Raw genomic sequence first — 19,263 nt, forward strand, 5'->3', positions numbered from 1 at the left:
TTGTGCGTCATCCCAGCACAAGCTGGGATCTCATTGAGGGTGGCGCCTTTGTCTTGGGATGACGAAGCCAGTCCGGGTGATCTCGCGCGATTATTCCGCCGCCTCAAGGGCTGCTTCTTTTGCTCGCACACGGATGGGTATGCTGCTCATCAACGGTATACCGGTGCGCTTGTCAAAATCGCGGTCATTGAAAGACAGGCGTCCGGTATTGCCGCCTTCGCCCAGAGGGTCTTCTTTCTCGTCCGGATTGGTTCCCCAGCTATGGGGAAGTGAAACACAGCCCGGTTTCACCGTCTTGTCTGCCTTGGCTACGCAGCTGATAAAAGCCCGCGCGGATTCCACTTCCACCGGCTGGTCTTCGTTGAGGCCGAGGGCTTCCATGTCTTCGGGGTTCATAAAGGCCGGATGATGCGGCACACGTTTGCGCTGCACCGGGTCTTCATGCCAGTTGCTGTTATGAATTTCGGTCATTCGCCGCCCAATCATCCGCATCGGGAAGGCGGTTTCTTCCACCGGCTCACCCAGACGCTGTGCATAGCCGGCCAGTTCTTCCATCATCGCCGCATTGCCGACCGACAATTTGCCTTCCCATTCGGCTGGTTTGGGCTGCACCATCAGCGCCTGCGCATCCATGATCTTGCCTTTGTGCGCATCCGGGTCAGCATAGACGTCGGCGACGGGCACTGGCGATCCATTGAGTGCAGCGCTCCATGCGGTGATCGGATCTGGCGTTTCACCCGGTGCAAAGGTCGTGGCTTTTTCTTCCCGCTCATCGGGATGCGACACCAGGGCCCATGATTTGATTTTCAGTGGCTTGTCCATTTCACTGGCGAGCGTGTAGAGAAATTCATACTCTTCGCAAAGATCAGACCCTTCCGGCGATTCCATGATCGGCGGACTGGCCTGCGCATAATTATTTTCGAAGCCCCAGCCGGCACCAAAGCCGCCATAGAGTTCCGCCGCGGCGGTATTGCCATGCACTTCATAATGGAGTTTTGGTGCGATGACATAGTCCGCCAGTTCCGCTGTTTTCGACATGCGCGGGTCGAGGCAGACCAGCAGGTCGAGCGCTTTCATTGCTTCAAAAGTCTTGAGCTGATCCGGCCAGGCGAGCATCGGATTGCCGCCGAGACAGATGAGCGCCTTTACCTGCTTGTCGCCGGGGGTGAGAATTTCATCCGGCAGCGCCGCAGTCGGCATGCCGGAAATGCTTTGTTCGAGATCGCGGCTATGTAATTTGCGGCCAAAGCCCCAGGCCTCCATCGGGCCGGGTGATGCGGCAACCGGCGGCGCGGGTTTCATGAAGACACCGCTGCGCCGGTTGATATCGCCTTCGCGCAGCCAGTGGCCCATGATCGATGTCATCGACAGGTTGAGATATTCGGTAATATTGCCGCCGCCCGCCATATTGGGACCGGTGCCGACGCTGATGCTGCCTTTTTTCCAACTGCCATACATGCGCGCAGCCTGAACGATTTCCTCCGCTGTCACGTCGGCGCGCTGGGCGGCCAAAGCGGGGTCGAATGGGGTGACTGCTTTTTTTAGCGCTTCAAAACCATCAACATCATTGGCAACGAAATCCTGGTCATAAAGCCCTTCTTCAATCACCACCTTGGCAATAGCACCGAGGATGATCGGGTCTTCACCGGGGCGGCATTGCAGGTGCAGATCGGCCTGCCGCGCGCTGTCGGTCTTGCGCGGATCGATAACGATCAGCTGCATCCCGCGCTTCTTGGCATCATGCAATTTCTTCGCCGGATTCATGCCGAGACCGCCGTTCATCGATACGATCGGATTGGTGCCAACGAGCATCAGACCGTCCCAGTCACCGACACGCGGTGCACCGGCCAGCCACGGGCCAACCAGCGCGCGGGCAATACCCTTCCCCGGCTGATCAATCGTGACGCTGTCGTAAACCGAGGTCGAACCAATCGCATCCATCAGCGCGAGGATGAACGCATGGCCGTTGAGATTATTATAGCCGAAGGTGCCAACATAAGAGGCGACACTGTCCGGACCATGTTCTGTGACAATGGCTTCGATCTTTTCTGCAATTTCCTCGGCAGCGGTGCGCCAGTGGACCGCCTCTTTCTGGCCGTGTTTCATGCCCTTGTAGCTGGTCAGCAGGCGGGTATCGAAACTGTGATAATTGGCAAGCTGGCGCCCCTTGATACAGCTATAGCCTTCAAACTCTGGATTGTTCTTGTCGCCATGGGTCTTGATTGGAACACCGTCTTCAAAATCGACAATCAGGCCGCAATGGGCGTGACAGGCCCGGCACATCACATGTTTCTGTTCAATTGCCATTGTCGCTCTCCTGACTGATATTCCAGACCATTGCTTTTTCAAATTTAATCGTTCAATTAACAAGGAACGATTCCAAAAATAGGGCATGGCGGTGTGCGCTGCCACTGACCCTATTGATAAGATATCTCAGGAGCAAAGCCCCATGGCCAACAAGCCCGACGCAGCCGAATTAAAGGATTATAGCCAAGCCGCTGATGCGTGGTTCAAGGAGAATACGGTTCGTGACCCCGGGTTCATGCTGCCGTTGACCTTCATGGAGGTGTCAACTGATGAGCAGTTTGATTTCCTGCGTGAGTGGCAGCGTAAGGTCTATGAAGCGGGCTATCTGGGCGCGGCATGGCCGAAAGAATATGGCGGGGGCGGCCTGCACACGGATTTTCAGCGTGCGGCGACCCGGGCGATGAAAAAATATGACGCCCCGATCATGCTCAACGCGATTGGCAATGGCTGGGCTGGGCCGCTCATCCTTGATCTGGGATCGGAGGAGCAGAAACAGAAATATATTAAGGGCATGCTCAATGCAGAGGATATATGGTGCCAGGGCTTTTCCGAACCGGAACATGGCAGTGACCTTGGCAATGCGCAGCTGAAAGCGGTCAAGGACGGCGATGACTATGTTCTCAACGGGTCGAAAATCTGGACCTCGCTGGGCGATCGGGCGAAATATATGATCCTGCTCGCACGCACCGATTTCGAGGCAGAGAATAAATATAAGGGTCTCAGCTTTTTCCTTAATCCGATGAAGATTGACGGGATCAGCACCAGCCGGATCAAGAAGTTGACCGGTGAATATGGTTTTGTGCAGACCTTCTTTACCGACGCACGGATTTCTGCCGACTGCCTGTTTGGCGGGGAAGGCAATGGCTGGTCAATGGCGATGAAGACGCTGGAATATGAGCGCGGCGCCAAGGTTAAACCGGTCGGCGGCTATTTCGTCAAGGAACTGGATGTCATGCAGATTGTCGAGCTGGCAAAAAACTCGACGCGCAATGGCAAGCCCTTGCTCGACGATCCGGTGATGCGCGACAAGATGACGCAATATATGATTGATATCCAGGCGCTCAATCTCAACAACACCCGCCGCCGGATGCCGCAGCTGATGCAAGACAAGCCAATGGGCCTGCCGCTGATGAACAAGCTGGCGCGGACCGAGTTGATCCGCGAGCTGACCGAATTTTCGCTCGGCTTTCAGGGGACCAAGGCGGGCTATTATGTCGGCGATGAAAATGCTGTGGATGACGGTTACTGGCACCGCAGCTATCTCAACAGTTTCTCCGCGACAATTGGCGGCGGGACGTCGGAGATCCAGCGCAATATTGTCGCCGAGCATGCGCTTGGCCTGCCGAAGACGCGCTAAGCCTCATCACGAAAAATCAGGACGGAAAAATGGATAATCTGGGCAATATCGGCACGACCGAAGAGCAAATTGAATTGATGGATGTCGCGACCAACTTCTGCCGCGACAAGTCGCCTATCGACAAGGTTCGGGCTCTAATGGAGGACGAGTTGGGCTATGATCCGCAGGTTTGGAAAGAGATAGGTGAACTCGGCTGGCTGGCCATCGCTATCCCCGAGAAACACGAGGGTGTAGGCTTGTCCATGGCCGAAGTTGTGCCGATTGCCGAGCAAATGGGCCGCAATTTAATGAATACGCCCTTTGCCAGCACAACAATCGCGGCACAGGCTTTGCTCGCTGGCGGCAGCGAGGCACAGCAGGCCGAGTGGTTGCCGAAAATCGCAGCAGGCAGTGCGGCTACTATGGCTCTTGCTGAAGAGAGTGGTGATTGGGATCTGAGCAATATCGCCTGTTCGGGTAAGCAAGAGGGTGGCAACCTCGTTCTATCCGGCAAGAAGCAACTGGTGCGTTGGGCGGATAGTTCAGAACTGACCATCGCTTCCATAAAGGTTGATGGAGATCTTCGCTTTGCATTGATCGAACGGAGTGCCGTGCCCGACGGTGCGCTGCGGCGGGAGTCGATTATTGATGAAACTGCACGCAGTTATGAGCTGACTCTGGACGGGGTGACGATTGCAGCAGATGCCCTGTTTGATGCCAGCCGGATGCGCGAGACCATCGAGAAAGTTGAACTCGCGGCCGGGCTCATTCACGCGGCCGAAATGTGCGGCGGGTCGCAGGCGGTCATCGACTATACGCTGGAATATCTGAAAACCCGCAAGCAGTTTGACAAGATTATCGGAAGCTACCAGGCGCTAAAACATCCCACGGTCGATAATTATGTCGAATATGAAAAAGCCCGGACGCATCTCTATAGCGCGGCGCATAGCTGGGGTGAGCAAGGCCGCGGCGAAGTTGCTGTTCGCATGGCGGCAGCGCAGGCCCATAGCAGCTACAGCCGTGCTGCGGATCGCTCAATCCAGTTCCATGGCGGCTTTGGCTTCACGCATGATTGCGACGCGCAATTGCACCGCCGCAAAGCTATATTTGACGGCGCGCTCATCGGCGACGCCGCTTATCAAAGGTCGAAACTGGCCGGCTTGCTATTCGATTAGGATTCAAAGGAGAGATCAATATGTCAGAAGTACTCACGGATATTCAGGACGGCTTTATCATCGTCACTATCAACCGGCCGGATGCGAAGAACGCCATGACCAAGGCAGCTGCCGAAGGTATCAGAGCCGCGATGGAGCAGCTCGACAATGACAATAGCCTCAATGCTGGTATCATCACTGGCGCCGGCGGAACATTTTGTTCGGGCATGGATCTCAAAGGATTTCTGCGCGGTGAAACGCCATCGGTGAAAGGCTATGGTTTCGGTGGCATCACCGAAAAGGGCCCGGAAAAACCGATCATCGCAGCTGTCGAAGGCTATGCCCTCGCCGGCGGTCTGGAACTCGCGCTGGCCTGTGATTTATGCGTCGCCAATGACAAAGCGAAATTCGGTATTCCTGAGGTGAAGCGCTCACTCGTTGCTGCGGCAGGCGGCGTGATCAAGCTCCAGCAATTGGTCGGCAAACGCATAGCGATGGAAATGGCTTTGACCGGAGATTTCTTCTCTGCCCAGCGGGCCTATGACGTCGGGTTCGTAAATCGCCTGACCGATGGTCCTGCTCTGGATGCAGCGATTGAATTGGCTGCGACCGTTGCTGCCAACGGTCCGCTGGCACTCAAGGCGACCAAGAAAATCATCAACGAAAGCTATGATTGGACCAGCGAAGAAGCTTGGAAAAAGCAGGCTGAGATTACCGGCCCTGTATTCACGTCCAAGGACGCACAGGAGGGATCGCTTGCTTTCGCACAGAAACGCAAACCCGATTGGAAAGGTGAGTAATCATGCCTGATATTGAACGGATCAACCCCGATACTTTGCCGGACGCCGCTGCGATGGGCTATTCGCAGGTTACGACTTGTACGCCAGGGAAGATGATTTTCATCTCTGGCCAGGTGGCCTGGACCCCGGGCGGCGATCCGGCCCCCGATAATCTGGCCGAACAGGCGAAGATGGCGAGTAGCAATCTCGGTAAGGCACTGGCTTCGGCTGGAGCCGGGCCAGAGAATATCGTTTCCGCCCGCGCTTTCATCGTCGACTATACCGAAGAAAAAGGCGCGGAGGCCTTTCCCGAGATACTCGCCTCTCTTGGCGGGAATCAGGTCGCCTTCACTCTGATCGGCTGTGCAGCATTGGCGTCCCCTGACCTGATGATTGAGATAGAGGCGATTGCGGTTGTCTGAACCTACAGCGACAGGCAGCGGAGATATTGTTGATCTCTGGTCTGCTGATCAAGAATTGCCATCCTGGTTCACCGAGGCGCTTGATATGCCGCGTGAGGAAGCCTTTATCGAAGTGGATGGACATAAGGTCCATTATTTCCGCTGGGGCAAGCGCGGTAATCCCCCGCTGCTGCTGACGCACGGCTTTCTAGCCCATGCTCGGTGTTTTGCGTTTATCGCGCCGTTCCTCGCCGAGGATTATGACATTATCGTCTATGATCTGGCCGGCATGGGAGAAAGCGAAATTGGAGCAGTGTTTGAAGGGGCACAGCGCGCCGAAGATATGGTCGCTCTCGCCGATGCGCTGGATCTTTTTTCCGGCCCAGTGAAACCGAAGATCATCGCTCACAGCTTTGGTTCGGGTGTAGCTCTGACGGCGATGGAATTGGCTGGAGAGCGATTTGGCGGATTGATTATCTGCGACTTGATGATCATGCGGCCAAAGAGACTCATGGAGCATTTCAAGGGTGGCGGCGGTCCTCCAGGTTCAGGCAAGTCGGACCGGCCTACCAATGTCTATCCTGACTATGAGACGGCGCGCGGACGCTTCGTACTCGCGCCTTTGCAAGATGTGCAGACGCCTTTTTTGTTGGAATATATGGCTTATCACAGCATGCGCCAGGTTGAAGGCGGTTGGACCTGGAAATTCAACCCCAAGGTTTTTCACCGCAGCGAAAATGATCAGGCCAAATGGATGCAGGCTCCGCAACGGATTGTTGATCTGCCGCACCGGCTAGCGATTATCTATGGCGAGAATAGCAGATTGTTCGATGATGACAGCGCGGCCTATTTGCGTGAGTTGGGGGGTGCACATATTCCGATGATTGCAGTGCCCAAGGCGGAACACCATCTTATGCTCGATCAGCCGCTTGCATTTGTGACGTCGCTGCGCTCTGTTCTGGCTTTGTGGGATGTTCCATAAGCCAGAAAGAGGTCTAGTCATGAGCGGCAATTCCAGAGCACGTATCGTTTCGGTGGTTCAAGCCGGATCCGATCCCTTCGATACACCATCGACGCTGAACAAATTTGCAGACCTTTTGTCGGAGGCCAAAACTGGAAAGAGTGAACTGGCCGTGTTTCCGGAGGCCTTTGTTGGCGGCTATCCTAAAGGTGTTGATTTTGGAGTTCGCGTTGGGTCGCGGGATGATGCAGGGCGGGAATTGTTCCGGCTCTACTCTGACAATGCCATTGCACTGGGCTCCGCTGAATTTGAGGCTCTAAGTGAAACAGTTGCTGCCAATGATCTGGCTGTGGTTGTTGGCGCCATCGAACGCAAAGGCGCGACGCTTTATTGCTCGACTTTCAGCTTTGAAAGGGATGGAAGCCTGCTCGGTGTGCATCGCAAGCTGGTGCCGACCGCGATGGAGCGACTGATCTGGGGACAAGGTGACGGCAGCGATCTCCCCGTAATGGACAGCAGCGCCGGCCGGTTGGTCAGCGCTATCTGCTGGGAAAATTACATGCCGCTGCTGCGGAGCTATTATTACGACGCGCAGCCCGATTTCTACTGTGTCTCCACCGTTGATGACCGACCGGTATGGGTGCCAACGATGCAAACCATCGCATTGGAAAGCCGCGCCTTTGTCTTGTCAGCCTGCCAGTATCTCGAGCGCGGGATGATCACCTTGGATGCAGAGCAATTTGACGCGATGCAAGGGAATGATTCTGATAGCCTGTTGATCAATGGTGGCAGCTGCATCATCGCTCCGACCGGAGAGGTAATCGCAGGACCGGTATTCGGTAAGGAAACAATCCTGACCGCTGAAATTGATCTGAATGACCGGACGAGGGGCAAATTCGATATGGATGTTGCTGGCCACTACGCACGACCAGATATTTTTGAATTGCAGGCCAATGTGGCACCGCAGAAAAATGTTCGTAAGAACTAAAACAACCCGGGATCGTCTGGGCCATCCATATGTGCTAATATTGGTTTCTCAAAAATGATAGATTTACTGGGAGGAACTGATGGGAGAGTCAGCGCGACCGAAGATTGTTAGCCATGAAAAATGGCAGTCGGCGATCGAAGAGCTTCGTATTAAAGAAAAGGAACTGACCAGATCGCAAGACGCGATCAATGCGATGCGCCGGCAATTGCCGATGGTGAAGGTAGAGAAAGACTACGCGTTCGAGAGTGAACATGGCGAGGTCAGTTTGTTGGATCTATTTGAAGGCCGAAAACAGCTGATAGTTTACCATTTCATGTTTGCACCTGACGCTGATGCTGGTTGTCCGGGTTGTTCGTGGGTGACGGACGCCATGTCTCATCCCGCCCATCTGAATGCGCGAGACACGTCTATCGTGCTCGTAGCGCGCGCGCCGTTGGAGAAACTCGTGCAATACAAGCAGCGCATGGGTTGGGATCTGCCATGGGTTTCATCCTTTGGCAGCGAGTTCAATTATGATTTCAACGCCACCAATGATGATGGTGAAAATCATGTCGCCAGCGTGTTCTTGCGCGATGGCGATGATATCTATCGCACCTATTATACCGATCAGCGCGGCGTAGAGCATTTGGGCAGCCACTGGACTTGGCTCGATCTGACGCCATTTGGCCGCCAGGAGCCCTGGGAAGATTCACCTGATGGCTGGCCCAAAGGAGAAATGTTTTGGGATAAGCGGCATGACGAATATGGCGAATGAGATAGCAGTCATGCATGCGAACGGACCGAGTTTATTCGCCTTTGACCAAGGCGCAACAAATATAGTCCGGGAAGGGTTGCAACGCAGAAAATAATAATGATCGCTGCGATATATCCCGATGGATCACCGGCACTGTCGGCTATGACGGGGCCGAAGAAATTGTCGAGATCACCCATGGCGTTGATAAAGCTGTGAATCGCAATCGTCGGCCAGACAGATTGTGTGTAAACTGTGATTCCAGCGAACCCGATGCCCAAAAGGGTTGCATAAACCACTTGCGGCAACACATCTCCGACAGGTGCATTTTGAAGGTTCGATAGATGGGCAATTCCAAAGATCAGAGCCTGCGCAAAAGCTGCCAGAAAAATGGCATTATCCCGCTCCTGCCAGCAACGATAGAGAAAATAGAAGCAGAAACCCCGCAGTAATATTTCTTCAAACAATCCGGTTGAAACGCTGTTGTAGATCCATCCTGTGACGCGAACGGCGTCGAAGCTAAGCGTATCCCAATTGACAGATAACAGGTTGATCAGCCCAATCAGTCCCATCGGTACGACCGCGAACGGCCAGTTTCGTGGCCAGTTGCGGATGGGATTGTTTAGTCCGGTTGCGTCAAACAAGTTAAATCGTCTCAGCAATATGATGACCGCGATACAGAGTAAAATTTGCAGGCTGCTGTGCATCATGTCTTCGGCAAAACGCGATGAGAAAGGATAAAGACCAGCAAGCTTGAAGAGTGATATGCTTCCAATCACGAGAAAGATTGGCAGCAGTAGAGGGTAGCGAAGCAACGTGGAGGCGTTGGAAATATTGTTCATTTCGTGATGCTAGCGTTCCAATTTCTATCGCGATTTGGCAATTCGATGAAAATACGCGCTGCTTCGATCAGTATTTACGCGTTTTTGATCGTAAGGCCGCCATCGACCGGAATGATTGCACCGGTCAGAAAGCTGGCGGCCGGTAGCACGCAGGACAAGGTCATGTGCGCAACTTCTTCCGGGATGGCATAGCGGCGCAGTGCTACGCGGCGCTTGGCGTAGATGGTTTTATGCTCCTCCGAAATCGCATCGGTAATGCCCGTGCGTATCGGTCCGGGACAGATACAGTTGACCGTAATGCCCTCGCGGCCGAGATCAACGGCCAGGCCTTTCGTCAATCCAATCACGCCATGTTTGGCCGCGACATAAGGACTGTTGCCCGGGGAAGCGCCCAAGCCTTCGGTTGATGCGATATTGACGATCCTTGGATGTTCGGCTTCTCTGAGGTGAGGTAACGTCGCGCGGATCATCCGCTGGTGGGCTGCCAGCATGACCGAGAGAGTTGGCTCCCAACTATCCTCATAGCTTTCTTCCGCCACATCAGCCGGAATCGCGAAACCGGCATTGTTGACGAGAATATCAATAGCACCGAAGCTGTTGGCAATATCGGCAACAACCGCCTTGATGATGTCAGGGTTGCTGACATCCAGGGCCCAGGCCTCTGCCGAGCCGCTATAACCAGCCGCCGTTATTTCCTGGACAACTGCGTCGCAGCGCGCCTGATCGAGATCAGTAACTGCGACTGTCGCACCTTCAGACGCAAACAGATGCGCTGTGGCACGGCCCATGCCACTGGCCGCGCCGGTGACAATTGCTTTCTTGCCAGCGATGGAACGGCTCAGCGGTTGATAGGGTTCCATATTAGGCTGCCAAATATCCTTCCAGCCGTCCGCGGATAATCTCATCCGCTTCGCTCATTATGCTGTCGATCAATTCCTTACAGGTTGGAATATCGTTGATCAGGCCGGCAACCATACCGCAGCTCCAGGCACCTGCATCCATCGTACCTTCCATCATGATCTGCGGGTAGACCCCTGCAACTTGCTCTATAATGTCGGTAAATTGCAGCTCGCTGCCTTTTTCCTTTTCAATCTCCAGCAGCTTCTCGACCGCTGTATTGTTCAGTACACGCTCGGTATTGCGCAGCGGGCGCATGACGAGGCGGGTATCGAGTTCGCTGGCGGCAACAATCGCGTCTTTGACGTTCTGATGCACCGGCGCTTCTTTCGTGGCGATGAAGCGTGTGCCCATGTTCATGCCTTCTGCGCCCATGGCGAGTGAGGCAACCAGCGACCGGGCATCGGCCTGTCCGCCTGAGCTGACGAATGGAATATCCAATTCATCCGCCGCGCGCGGGAGCAGGATCATGTTCGGGATATCATCTTCACCGGGATGGCCGCCGCATTCAAAACCGTCAACCGATACAGCGTCGCAACCAATGCTCTGCGCTTTTAGTGCATGACGCACGGCGGTGCATTTGTGGATGACTTTGACGCCGGCTTCTTTGAGGGACGGGAGATATTGGGCCGGATTATTGCCAGCGGTTTCGACCGCCTTGATATCATTGTCGATAATCGCCTTGATATAACCGGGATAGTCAGGCGTGTTGACGATTGGCAGGAAGGTCAGGTTGACGCCAATCGGCTTGTCGGTCAGCGCCTTGGCTTTCTTGATTTCCTTGTCGAGATCTTCTGGTGTTTTTTGAGTCAGACCAGTGATGATGCCGAGACCGCCTGCTTCCGAAACCGCGGCCGCCAGTTCGGCAAAACCCACATAGTGCATCCCGCCCTGAATGATCGGATGTTCGATGCCAAAAAGCTCTGTGATGCGTGTTTTCATGGGATTTGGTCCTCTTGCGTTGGAATGATTGGAGACGGTACGACGCGTCTCGAGAATCGGTTTAATCGAGCAGTTAACTAGCAATCCAGGCGCCGGTTGTCACGCCTTTCCAGATCTGGTCCGGTGACGTTACGGCAAGCTCTGCGCCCAGCAATTTGGACCAGCGATGCTCATTGCCAAGCGTATCGCGCCACGCCCACAGGCGACGCGTATAATGGTGCAGGTCATATTCTTGAGTATAGCCCATGGCGCCGTGCACCTGATGGAAGGGGACGGTGACGGCTTCGACGCTGTGACCGATCTGGACTTTGGCAATCACTGCTTCATGCCATGCTTTTTCCGGGTCATCAGCGTTGCTGGCAAGCGCGCTTGCGGCCTGCGTGGCGGCCATGGTCGCGGCTGCGCTCTCTGACGCGGCGACGGCGAGCTGATGCTGGATCGCTTGGAATTTCGACAATGGCCGGCCAAATTGTTCACGGTCGGAGACATAGGCGATGGAAAGGTTGAGCGCGGCCTCGATGGCGGAAGCCATCTGCACTGCACGTACCGTCAGGATCAAAGCCTCAACCGCACGCTGGGTTAAGTTGGTCCCAGCGCTCGCAACAGGCGTCGCAATGGAGAAATCCAGGCGCGTATCGCCATCGGGTGACAATGCGTGCCCTTCAGCTGCCGAGGCGTCGGCGCTTTTGTAAAGAGAAATGGCGCTCTTGTTTGTGTCAAACACCGCCACATGATCGGCTGCACCGGCGAAAGGAACGCTGGCTGTTTTGCCTTCCAGGATCGCGAACGTGGAAGCACCATCAGGAATTTCGATACCGGCCCGATCGAGCAACCAGTTCCCGATCAAGGTCTCGGCAAAGGGTACTGGTGACGCAGCCTCTGCGGAGACCCAGATGGCTCCGAAGACTTCATCATAGTCGGCACCAAAGCCGCCATTATCTTCGCTAACCCACGCCAGCGGCAAACCATTTTCGGTCAGCGCATCCCACAAGGCTCGCGGATATTTTCCAGCTTCGGCTTCATGTGGGACATCTCGTCCGCACAGATCGGTGTATATTTTTGCAGCCGTTTCAGCGACCATGCCTTCTGTATTGATCATCGCCGCTACCCTTATCTCAGACCCAGTTGCCGTGCGGTTATGCCCCGCATGACTTCCGTTGTACCGCCGCGCAGTGTGTTGGGCGGCGACCGCAAGATGCCGATATTGAGGATACGTCGCATTTCATCGCTCCACTCGTCCTCTGGCAGATCGTTAAGCAAAGCCCTCACTTGCAGAGTCAGATCATTTTCGAGGCGATTACCGAGATCCTTGACCAAGGCGGCTTCGGTTTCCGGCGACACACCCTGATGGAGCAGATTAGCGATGCCCCAGGACATACCGCGTAAGGTCCGCAAGTTAGCAATCAGCTTGCCGAGCCGTGCGTGAGAATCTGATCCCAACTTGCCGTGCAATTGGTGCAAGGCTGTTTCCAATGTGATGTAGCTGGACAGAAACCGTTCCGGGCCAGAGCGTTCCATGGCCAGTTCGCCCGTGACTTGTTTCCAGCCACCACCTTCTTCGCCCAAGAGGCAGTCGTCGGACACAATAACGTCTTCAAAATAGACTTCGTTAAAATGCGCGTCGCCCGACAGATCCGTAATCGGCTTGATGGTCACACCGGGTAGGCTGAGATCAATCATGATTTGCGAGAGACCAACATGTCGGTTGCGGCCATCAGCTGGCGAGGTACGCAAGATGGCGACCATATAGTGCGAAATATGCGCTCCCGACGACCAGATTTTCTGGCCATTGATTTTCCAGCCGCCTTCGACTTTTTCTGCCTTGGTTTTGACGTTGGCCAGGTCCGAACCCGCGCCTGGCTCCGAAAGGCCAATGGCAAAATAGCATTCCCCGGCAGCAATCCGCGGCAGGATATCCAGTTTCTGCTCTTCGGTCCCATGTTCGAGCAACATTGGTGCATGTTGCCGGTCCGCAATCCAATGGGCACCCACCGGAGCTCCCGCGCGCAAGGTTTCCTCTGTCACGATATAGCGTTCCAGTGCCGTTTTATCATGGCCGCCATATTGGCTCGACCAGGTCAGGCCGATCCAGCCATTTTCTCCCATTTTTTTGGAAAATTCGGTGTCGGAAGAGGCCATCCAGCATTCCGGCTCGGGGCGAAAATTGCCCGCTTCCCGCTCCTCTTTCAGAAACACCTGCAACTCAGAACGCAATTCTTCAAGCGCCGGTTCAGGCTGGACTACGGGAAAGTTGAATCGTTGCATCGACAAATGCCTCAGGGTTAAAATTCAGGGTGTTACGATGTTGAACTGCGGATCCACCGGATCAAGCGCTCCAAACATCGCCGCCATCAGTCCGACATTGCCTAGCACCCGCATATTGCCGGATACAATGAGCTCACGTGGTGTGATTTCCCGCATCAGCACCCGGGTAAAATCGCTCCGGCTGACGGTGATCTGCGCGACCGAACGATCAGTGGTGCCATCGCGTGGGAACATGACGCTTTTGCCGAGATCAACGCTGACTGCTTCGCCGCGATCCGGGAACGTGAATTGAATGATTCCACCAGCGCCCCTCATCCGTGCCGGATTAAAGCGCGCAGCCAAAGCATCGAACAAATCGACCGCCGGAATGCTGTTTAACACCCGCGCATTGGTAGTGGCGACCACTTCACCCCGGTCATTACCCTCACGCAGCTCCTTGGCACCCGACAGATAGATATTGCGCCAGGTGCCAGCTTCGGCCTGGAAACCAAGCTGTTCATAGGTGGAGGCGAGCCATTTTTTGGCTGCTTCATTGACCGGGTCAGCAAAGACGACATGATTGAAGACGGTGGCTGCCCAACGATAATCGCCGGTGGCAAAGGCCTGTTCGCCAACCGATAGCGCTTTGGCGGCACCGCCCATCGCCGCGACATATTTCCGTGATGCTGCAACCGGCGGTAACTCATGATAATGCGCCGGAACGCCGTCCCACCAACCGAAATAGCGCTGATATACTGCCTTTGAATTGTGATTGAGCGTGCCATAATAATCGCGGACGCCAAAATCTGTTGCCGCAAAATCAGGTTCGCCGATATTCTCGGCTATCTCGTGCATCGTGGCACCCTGATTGGCCTGGCGCAATGTCTGGTCGTGGACATAGCGATATAGACCGCGCTGGTTCTTCAAAGCGGCCTCAACATTCTCGCTGCCCCAGATTGGCCAGTGATGGCTGGCGAGCAGCACGTCAGACTTTTCGCCATATTTCGCGAGCATGGCATCAATCACCTTGCTCCATTTCAGAGTATCGCGGACCAGAGCGCCGCGGGGTGTCAGCACATTGTGGAAATTGCGGGTAGCCACTTCGGCACTATGCAGCGCTTTGAATTCGGGCAGATAAAAGACCAGTTCTGCTGGTGCTTCCGTCTCGCTGGCATCCATAAACTCAAAAGTGATGCCATCAATGGAGAGGGTCTCGCCATCCTTGCTCACCGTCTTGGTTGGCGGCAGCAGCGACAGGTCGCCTGTTGACAAATATTGCCCCAATCCAGTCCCAACATGGCCGGTCGGTCCGGCAGGCAGGTTGGTGCCGAACTGAAATTGTACCCGACGATTCATCGTGGTTCCGGCAAGCACATTCTCGCCAATGGATTCTCTCAGAAAACCATGTGGAGCAATGATCTGTACCTTGCCATATTGGATTTCCTGCGGTGTAACAACACCGCTTACACCGCCAAAATGATCGCCATGGCTGTGCGTGAAAATTACCGCCTGCACCGGGCGCTGGCCCAGTGTTTCATTGGCAAGGGCGAGAGCCGCTTTGGCCGGGGCAGGTGTCGTCAGCGGGTCAACCACAATCCAGCCGGTTTTGCCAGCAATCAGGGTCATTTGTGCGAGATCATAGCCGCGCAGTTGGTAGATGCCCTGTTGCACCTCGAACAGCCCATGGATGCTGTTGAGCTTGCCCTGCCGCCAGAGGGATGGGTTGACGGTATCGGGGGCCGCGTCTTTGACAAAATCAAACTGGCCGACTTCCCATGCAACCGAGCCATCTTCGTTCAGGATTTGCGCGTCCTCAATCTTCGCCAGAAAGCCGCGATTGGCATTGTCGAAATCCGTCTGATCAGCAATTGGCAAACGCGCTGCGACTCCTGCGTTGGCTGCTTTGGTTGACGCCGTAGCGACACCTTCCGGCGGCTCGCCTGCGGCCATGAGCAGCGGCGCTGCCATCAACGAAGCGGCGGTGAGATATCCTGGCGTCTTCATGATCATTCCCCCTTGAACACCGGTTTGCGCTTTTCAAGAATCGCATCGATCGCTTCCCGGTGGTCGTCGAGCTGTTGAAGAACGCCCTGAAAGAGAGCCGCCTGATCGAGATTTTCTTTCAATGTTACGCTTTGCGCCGTGCGGACCAATTCCTTGGTTTTGCGAATCGCCAGCGGGGGCAGGGCAACCACTTGCTCGGCCAGTTCATAGGCGCGTTTGAGCAAATCATCATTGGCCACTACCTCTGAGACCAAGCCATAATCGAGCGCCTTGTGGGCATCGATAAACTCGCCGGTGAACAGCATCTGGTTGGCGCGCGCCTGACCAATGATGCGGGGCAGCAGCCATGCGCCGCCGTCTCCAGGAATGATGCCGACGCGCAAGAAGCTTTCGGCAAAAATCGCATCTTCACCGGCAATACGGATATCACACATGGTGGTCAGGTCATTGCCAGCGCCAATCGCGTGGCCATTGACGGCCGCAATCACCGGAACCGAAATCCCGGCCATCGCCAACGGGATTTGTTGGATACCGGTTTTGTACCATTCTTCAATCTGCAGCGGTGTCATATTCTGCTCGGCGGTCATCGCCTTGATTTCATGCAGATTGCCGCCAGAGGAGAAGCTTTTCCCATTGGCTGCGAGCACCACGCAGCTCACACCCTTATCCGCATCGGCTTTTTTCATCGCATTGACTAACGATTCGCAAAGATCGGTCGACAACGCATTGCGTGTCTCCGGCTTGTTCAATGTTATCGTGACCACACGGCCTTGTTTGTCATAAAGAACGACGTCGCTCATAATTTCCCCACCTGTTCGCTGGCTTGAATCACTTTCTACTGGCGTTCATCCATTGCAGGCCCGCCCCGCTTCTGCAAGAGAGGGATCGGACTGAACCGATAAGCTGATGTTATGCAATCCCGCCGAAACTCTGTTCGCAATTACCATGAAACCGGCTTTACGCTGGTGGAACTCATGATTGTATTAGTGATTTTGGGCCTGATGGCTTCAATTGTGGTCTTGTCTTTTCCCGATGGTAGCAACGATCTGGAGCAGGATGCACAAAAATTTGCGGCACGAACGGCTGCGCTCCGAGACAATGCGATTTTGCAGTCCCGTCCCATGGCAGTGCAGGTGACACCTTCGGGTTATAGCTTTCTTGAGCGGCGCAAAGGTGGCTGGTCGGTGATCGAAGACAAGCCTTTTCGATCGACTAACTGGTCCAGCGGGGTGACAGCCGCTGTGGGTGATGCCGGGCCTTTGCTGATCAGTTTTGAAAGCACGGGGTTGCCCAGCGATCGGGCCGTCGTGCGTCTGGATTACAAGGATTTTGCGCGCAATATATTCATCGCCCCGATGGGAGATGTCCGGCTAGCTGGCGACGAGGAAACGCGGTGAAGATTTCAAGAAAATATTCCGGTGAACGCGGCTTCACGCTGATCGAGATGCTGGTTGCACTGTCGATTTTCAGCCTTGCTGCGCTCGCGTTGATCCGATTGCAAGGCTATACGACCCGCAATGCAGCCGAACTGGAATTGCGCGTAGTGGCTCAATCTGTCGTTCGCAACCGGGCGGTGGAAATATTGACCGACCCGCGCCCACCAAGTCTTGGTGAAAGAAGCGGTGAGGAGGAAAATGGCGGACTCAAATGGACATGGACACAAAGTGCCCGCCTGACCGAAGAGGGTAATTTCATCCAAATCGATATCACGGCGCAGGAAAAGGTCAGCGGCGCCCCAGCGGCGCTGACGATCTTGCGTCCGGCGAATATAATACTCGATGCGCCTGACCCGGGCCCACCGACTGAAAACTGAGCTTAGCGAAACACGACCGTCCTGTTGCCGTTCAGCAATATCCGGTGTTCACCGGCCCATTTCACCGCTTTGGCCAGAACCTGTGCCTCTATATCCCGGCCGATACGGATCATCTCCTCAACACTTGCCCGGTGGTCGACACGTTCTACTGCTTGCTCGATAATCGGCCCTTCATCAAGATCGGCGCTAACGAAGTGGGCGGTGGCACCGATAAGCTTTACCCCGCGTTCGTGAGCGCGGTGATAGGGTCTGGCGCCTTTGAAGCCGGGCAGAAAACTGTGATGGATGTTGATGCAGCGGCCAGCCAGTTTACCGCTCAGATCATCGGACAATATTTGCATATAGCGCGCGAGAATAAGATAATCGACCTGCTGTCTATCCATGATTTCCAATATCGCCTGCTCCTGCTCGGCTCGATTATCGTCAGTCACAGGGAGGTGATGGAACGCGACATCATGCCATTCGGTCAGGTCACGCAGGCTATCATGATTGCTGACTACACCGGCAATATTAACCGGCAGCCCCCCGGTTTTCCAGCGGTGAAGCAAGTCATTGAGGCAATGACTGCCCTTTGACACGGCAATGATGATGTTGGGTTTTTCGGCGCCGCTGACCAGTGTCCAGTTCAGCGCATAGCGCGTGCCGACGGCTGAAAACTTCTCGGTGAGGGCTTCCAGGCTAGACGGAAACTTGTCGCCGGCTCCTTTAAACTCGACTCGCATGAAAAAGCGCTCCAGTTCGAGATCGGCATATTGCTGACTGTCCAAAATAAAGCCGTCATGCTCGGCTAGAAAACCGGTCACGGCGGCCACCAGGCCCACCCGATCTTCAGCAGTCAGTGTGAGAATATAGTTTTCGATCATGAACCTATCGCCTTTTCAGCTCCCAATTGACGCAAAGCAGACCATTTGAAAAGCGGGATTTACCCTTGTGCTGATTTCTGCAGCGATTAGAAGCCTCAGCAAGACATCCGAAGGACAGGACCGAATATGAGTGAAGATGAATCATGGGATCTCGATGATTTGCCGGAAGGCGAAGATTCTCAACTCGAGTGGTGGGATTTTGATGACCGGGCTGAAATGATCGAAGCCGTCGTCGGCGATATTGCATTCATCATCGAAAGCGCGCTTGATGCCCGCGGTGAAGCGTTGCTGGCACTGCCGGTGAGCGAAGACGCCATGCCGGTGCTAGAAGCCTTGGCAGCAAAGCAGATCAAGTGGAAATATGTCACGATCATCCCGACAGATGATTATCTCGTTCCAGTTGATGATCCGCGCAGCCATGTCAAAACCCTCGCGCAACTATTTATGACGCGCGGTGCCCGGGTGCTGCCGATTGCGACCGAGAATGATGACTATCATCTCGCGGGCGGTGCCGCCGATGCGCGGCTTCAGGATACCAAATGGCCACCGGATCTCATCTGGCTCGGCATGGGTGAGGACGGTAGCACCGCTGGTCTGGTAGAAAGTGCTGATCTGGAAGAAGCGTTGGACGGCCCTAAGGAAAAGCGGGCGGCTGGAATCATGCCGGACAATGGCGACACGCCGCTGGTGACAATTACGAAGGCCGCCATTTGCGAAGCGCGGACGGTTCTGGTGCTGCTCAATGGCGCCGGCTCCCAAATGTATCTGGAACAGGCCATAGGCGAAGGTGCGGGCAGCATGGCTTCCATCGGCCGCGTCTTTGCTGACCTCACTGTGCCTGTGGATATCTATGTGGAGAATTAGAGGATTATTCTTTTCCTCTATGGATAGACGGTCAGACAATCCATTGATTTAACTGCGCGCTTAAACCATGATGGGAAAAACGCGAATCGCCATGCTCAAACAAGGCATAGGCGGTCGCCCCCAAATGGAGAGACGCAA

General features: G+C 54.9%; 19 protein-coding genes. 10 read left to right on the plus strand and 9 right to left on the minus strand.

Features of this window, described 5'->3' with window-relative positions:
* Nucleotides 1-90: 90 nt before the first annotated feature.
* On the minus strand, nt 91-2,307 hold the full coding sequence (locus DG177_RS11680; protein WP_337658767.1) for a molybdopterin-containing oxidoreductase family protein: 2,217 nt from the start codon (nt 2,305-2,307) through the stop codon (nt 91-93).
* A 142-nt stretch (nt 2,308-2,449) separates the two neighbouring features.
* Here DG177_RS11680 and DG177_RS11685 point away from each other — a divergent pair, with 142 nt between their 5' ends.
* The 7 genes from DG177_RS11685 (at nt 2,450) to DG177_RS11715 (ending at nt 8,680) form a co-directional block, all read left to right on the plus strand.
* On the plus strand, nt 2,450-3,664 hold the full coding sequence (locus DG177_RS11685; RefSeq protein WP_108811639.1) for an acyl-CoA dehydrogenase family protein: 1,215 nt from the start codon (nt 2,450-2,452) through the stop codon (nt 3,662-3,664).
* A gap of 29 nt (nt 3,665-3,693) precedes the next feature.
* On the plus strand, nt 3,694-4,818 hold the full coding sequence (locus tag DG177_RS11690) for an acyl-CoA dehydrogenase family protein (protein WP_108811640.1): 1,125 nt from the start codon (nt 3,694-3,696) through the stop codon (nt 4,816-4,818).
* A 20-nt stretch (nt 4,819-4,838) separates the two neighbouring features.
* The gene (locus tag DG177_RS11695; RefSeq protein ID WP_108811641.1) at nt 4,839-5,597 is read left to right on the plus strand and encodes a crotonase/enoyl-CoA hydratase family protein; all 759 of its coding nucleotides are present in this window, start codon (nt 4,839-4,841) and stop codon (nt 5,595-5,597) included.
* Between the two features lie 2 nt (nt 5,598-5,599).
* Nucleotides 5,600-5,998: a RidA family protein gene (locus DG177_RS11700; protein ID WP_337658768.1), complete on the plus strand. Its 399-nt coding sequence runs from the start codon at nt 5,600-5,602 to the stop codon at nt 5,996-5,998.
* On the plus strand, nt 5,991-6,959 hold the full coding sequence (locus DG177_RS11705; protein WP_337658769.1) for an alpha/beta fold hydrolase: 969 nt from the start codon (nt 5,991-5,993) through the stop codon (nt 6,957-6,959). Before DG177_RS11700 ends, DG177_RS11705 begins: the two co-directional genes overlap by 8 nt.
* Nucleotides 6,960-6,978: 19 nt before the next feature.
* Complete coding sequence (locus DG177_RS11710; RefSeq protein WP_108811643.1) at nt 6,979-7,926, plus strand: nitrilase-related carbon-nitrogen hydrolase; 948 nt, start codon at nt 6,979-6,981, stop codon at nt 7,924-7,926.
* Between the two features lie 79 nt (nt 7,927-8,005).
* On the plus strand, nt 8,006-8,680 hold the full coding sequence (locus tag DG177_RS11715) for a DUF899 family protein (protein ID WP_108811644.1): 675 nt from the start codon (nt 8,006-8,008) through the stop codon (nt 8,678-8,680).
* A gap of 8 nt (nt 8,681-8,688) precedes the next feature.
* Here DG177_RS11715 and DG177_RS11720 read toward each other — a convergent pair whose 3' ends face one another.
* From DG177_RS11720 to DG177_RS11750, 7 genes are all read right to left on the minus strand, one after another.
* Nucleotides 8,689-9,498 (minus strand): CPBP family glutamic-type intramembrane protease, encoded by an 810-nt coding sequence (locus DG177_RS11720; RefSeq protein WP_108811645.1) that lies wholly within the window; start codon nt 9,496-9,498, stop codon nt 8,689-8,691.
* A gap of 74 nt (nt 9,499-9,572) precedes the next feature.
* Complete coding sequence (locus DG177_RS11725; RefSeq protein WP_337658770.1) at nt 9,573-10,403, minus strand: SDR family NAD(P)-dependent oxidoreductase; 831 nt, start codon at nt 10,401-10,403, stop codon at nt 9,573-9,575.
* The gene (locus DG177_RS11730; RefSeq protein ID WP_108811647.1) at nt 10,360-11,337 is read right to left on the minus strand and encodes a nitronate monooxygenase; all 978 of its coding nucleotides are present in this window, start codon (nt 11,335-11,337) and stop codon (nt 10,360-10,362) included. The genes DG177_RS11725 and DG177_RS11730 overlap by 44 nt, the downstream gene beginning before the upstream one ends.
* Nucleotides 11,338-11,410: 73 nt before the next feature.
* A complete protein-coding gene (locus tag DG177_RS11735) occupies nt 11,411-12,436 on the minus strand; it encodes an acyl-CoA dehydrogenase family protein (RefSeq protein ID WP_108811648.1) in 1,026 nt (341 codons plus the stop codon).
* An 11-nt stretch (nt 12,437-12,447) separates the two neighbouring features.
* Nucleotides 12,448-13,602 carry an acyl-CoA dehydrogenase family protein gene (locus tag DG177_RS11740; RefSeq protein ID WP_108811649.1) on the minus strand — a complete coding sequence of 385 codons (1,155 nt, stop codon included), beginning with the start codon at nt 13,600-13,602 and terminating at the stop codon, nt 12,448-12,450.
* 24 nt (nt 13,603-13,626) lie between these two features.
* Nucleotides 13,627-15,585 carry an alkyl/aryl-sulfatase gene (locus tag DG177_RS11745; protein ID WP_337658771.1) on the minus strand — a complete coding sequence of 653 codons (1,959 nt, stop codon included), beginning with the start codon at nt 15,583-15,585 and terminating at the stop codon, nt 13,627-13,629.
* Between the two features lie 2 nt (nt 15,586-15,587).
* Complete coding sequence (locus tag DG177_RS11750) at nt 15,588-16,385, minus strand: enoyl-CoA hydratase-related protein (protein WP_108811651.1); 798 nt, start codon at nt 16,383-16,385, stop codon at nt 15,588-15,590.
* Between the two features lie 111 nt (nt 16,386-16,496).
* On the opposite strand from DG177_RS11750, the gene gspH reads away from it, so the two are divergent.
* Together gspH and gspI are read left to right on the plus strand one after the other, a co-directional pair.
* Nucleotides 16,497-16,982, plus strand: coding sequence for a type II secretion system minor pseudopilin GspH (gene gspH, locus DG177_RS11755; protein ID WP_108811652.1), 486 nt, complete (start codon nt 16,497-16,499; stop codon nt 16,980-16,982).
* The gene (gspI, locus tag DG177_RS11760) at nt 16,979-17,398 is read left to right on the plus strand and encodes a type II secretion system minor pseudopilin GspI (protein WP_337658772.1); all 420 of its coding nucleotides are present in this window, start codon (nt 16,979-16,981) and stop codon (nt 17,396-17,398) included. Before gspH ends, gspI begins: the two co-directional genes overlap by 4 nt.
* Before the next feature lie 2 nt (nt 17,399-17,400).
* On the opposite strand, the gene purU is transcribed toward gspI, so the two are convergent.
* Entirely contained in the window at nt 17,401-18,261 is an 861-nt protein-coding gene (purU, locus tag DG177_RS11765) for a formyltetrahydrofolate deformylase (RefSeq protein ID WP_108811653.1), read from the minus strand.
* Nucleotides 18,262-18,387: 126 nt separating this feature from the next.
* On the opposite strand from purU, the gene DG177_RS11770 reads away from it, so the two are divergent.
* The gene (locus DG177_RS11770; RefSeq protein WP_108811654.1) at nt 18,388-19,125 is read left to right on the plus strand and encodes a 6-phosphogluconolactonase; all 738 of its coding nucleotides are present in this window, start codon (nt 18,388-18,390) and stop codon (nt 19,123-19,125) included.
* Nucleotides 19,126-19,263 lie beyond the last annotated feature (138 nt).

Origin of the sequence: Sphingorhabdus sp. Alg231-15 (assembly GCF_900149705.1) — a bacterium.
In the GTDB taxonomy this organism is placed as follows: domain Bacteria; phylum Pseudomonadota; class Alphaproteobacteria; order Sphingomonadales; family Sphingomonadaceae; genus Parasphingorhabdus.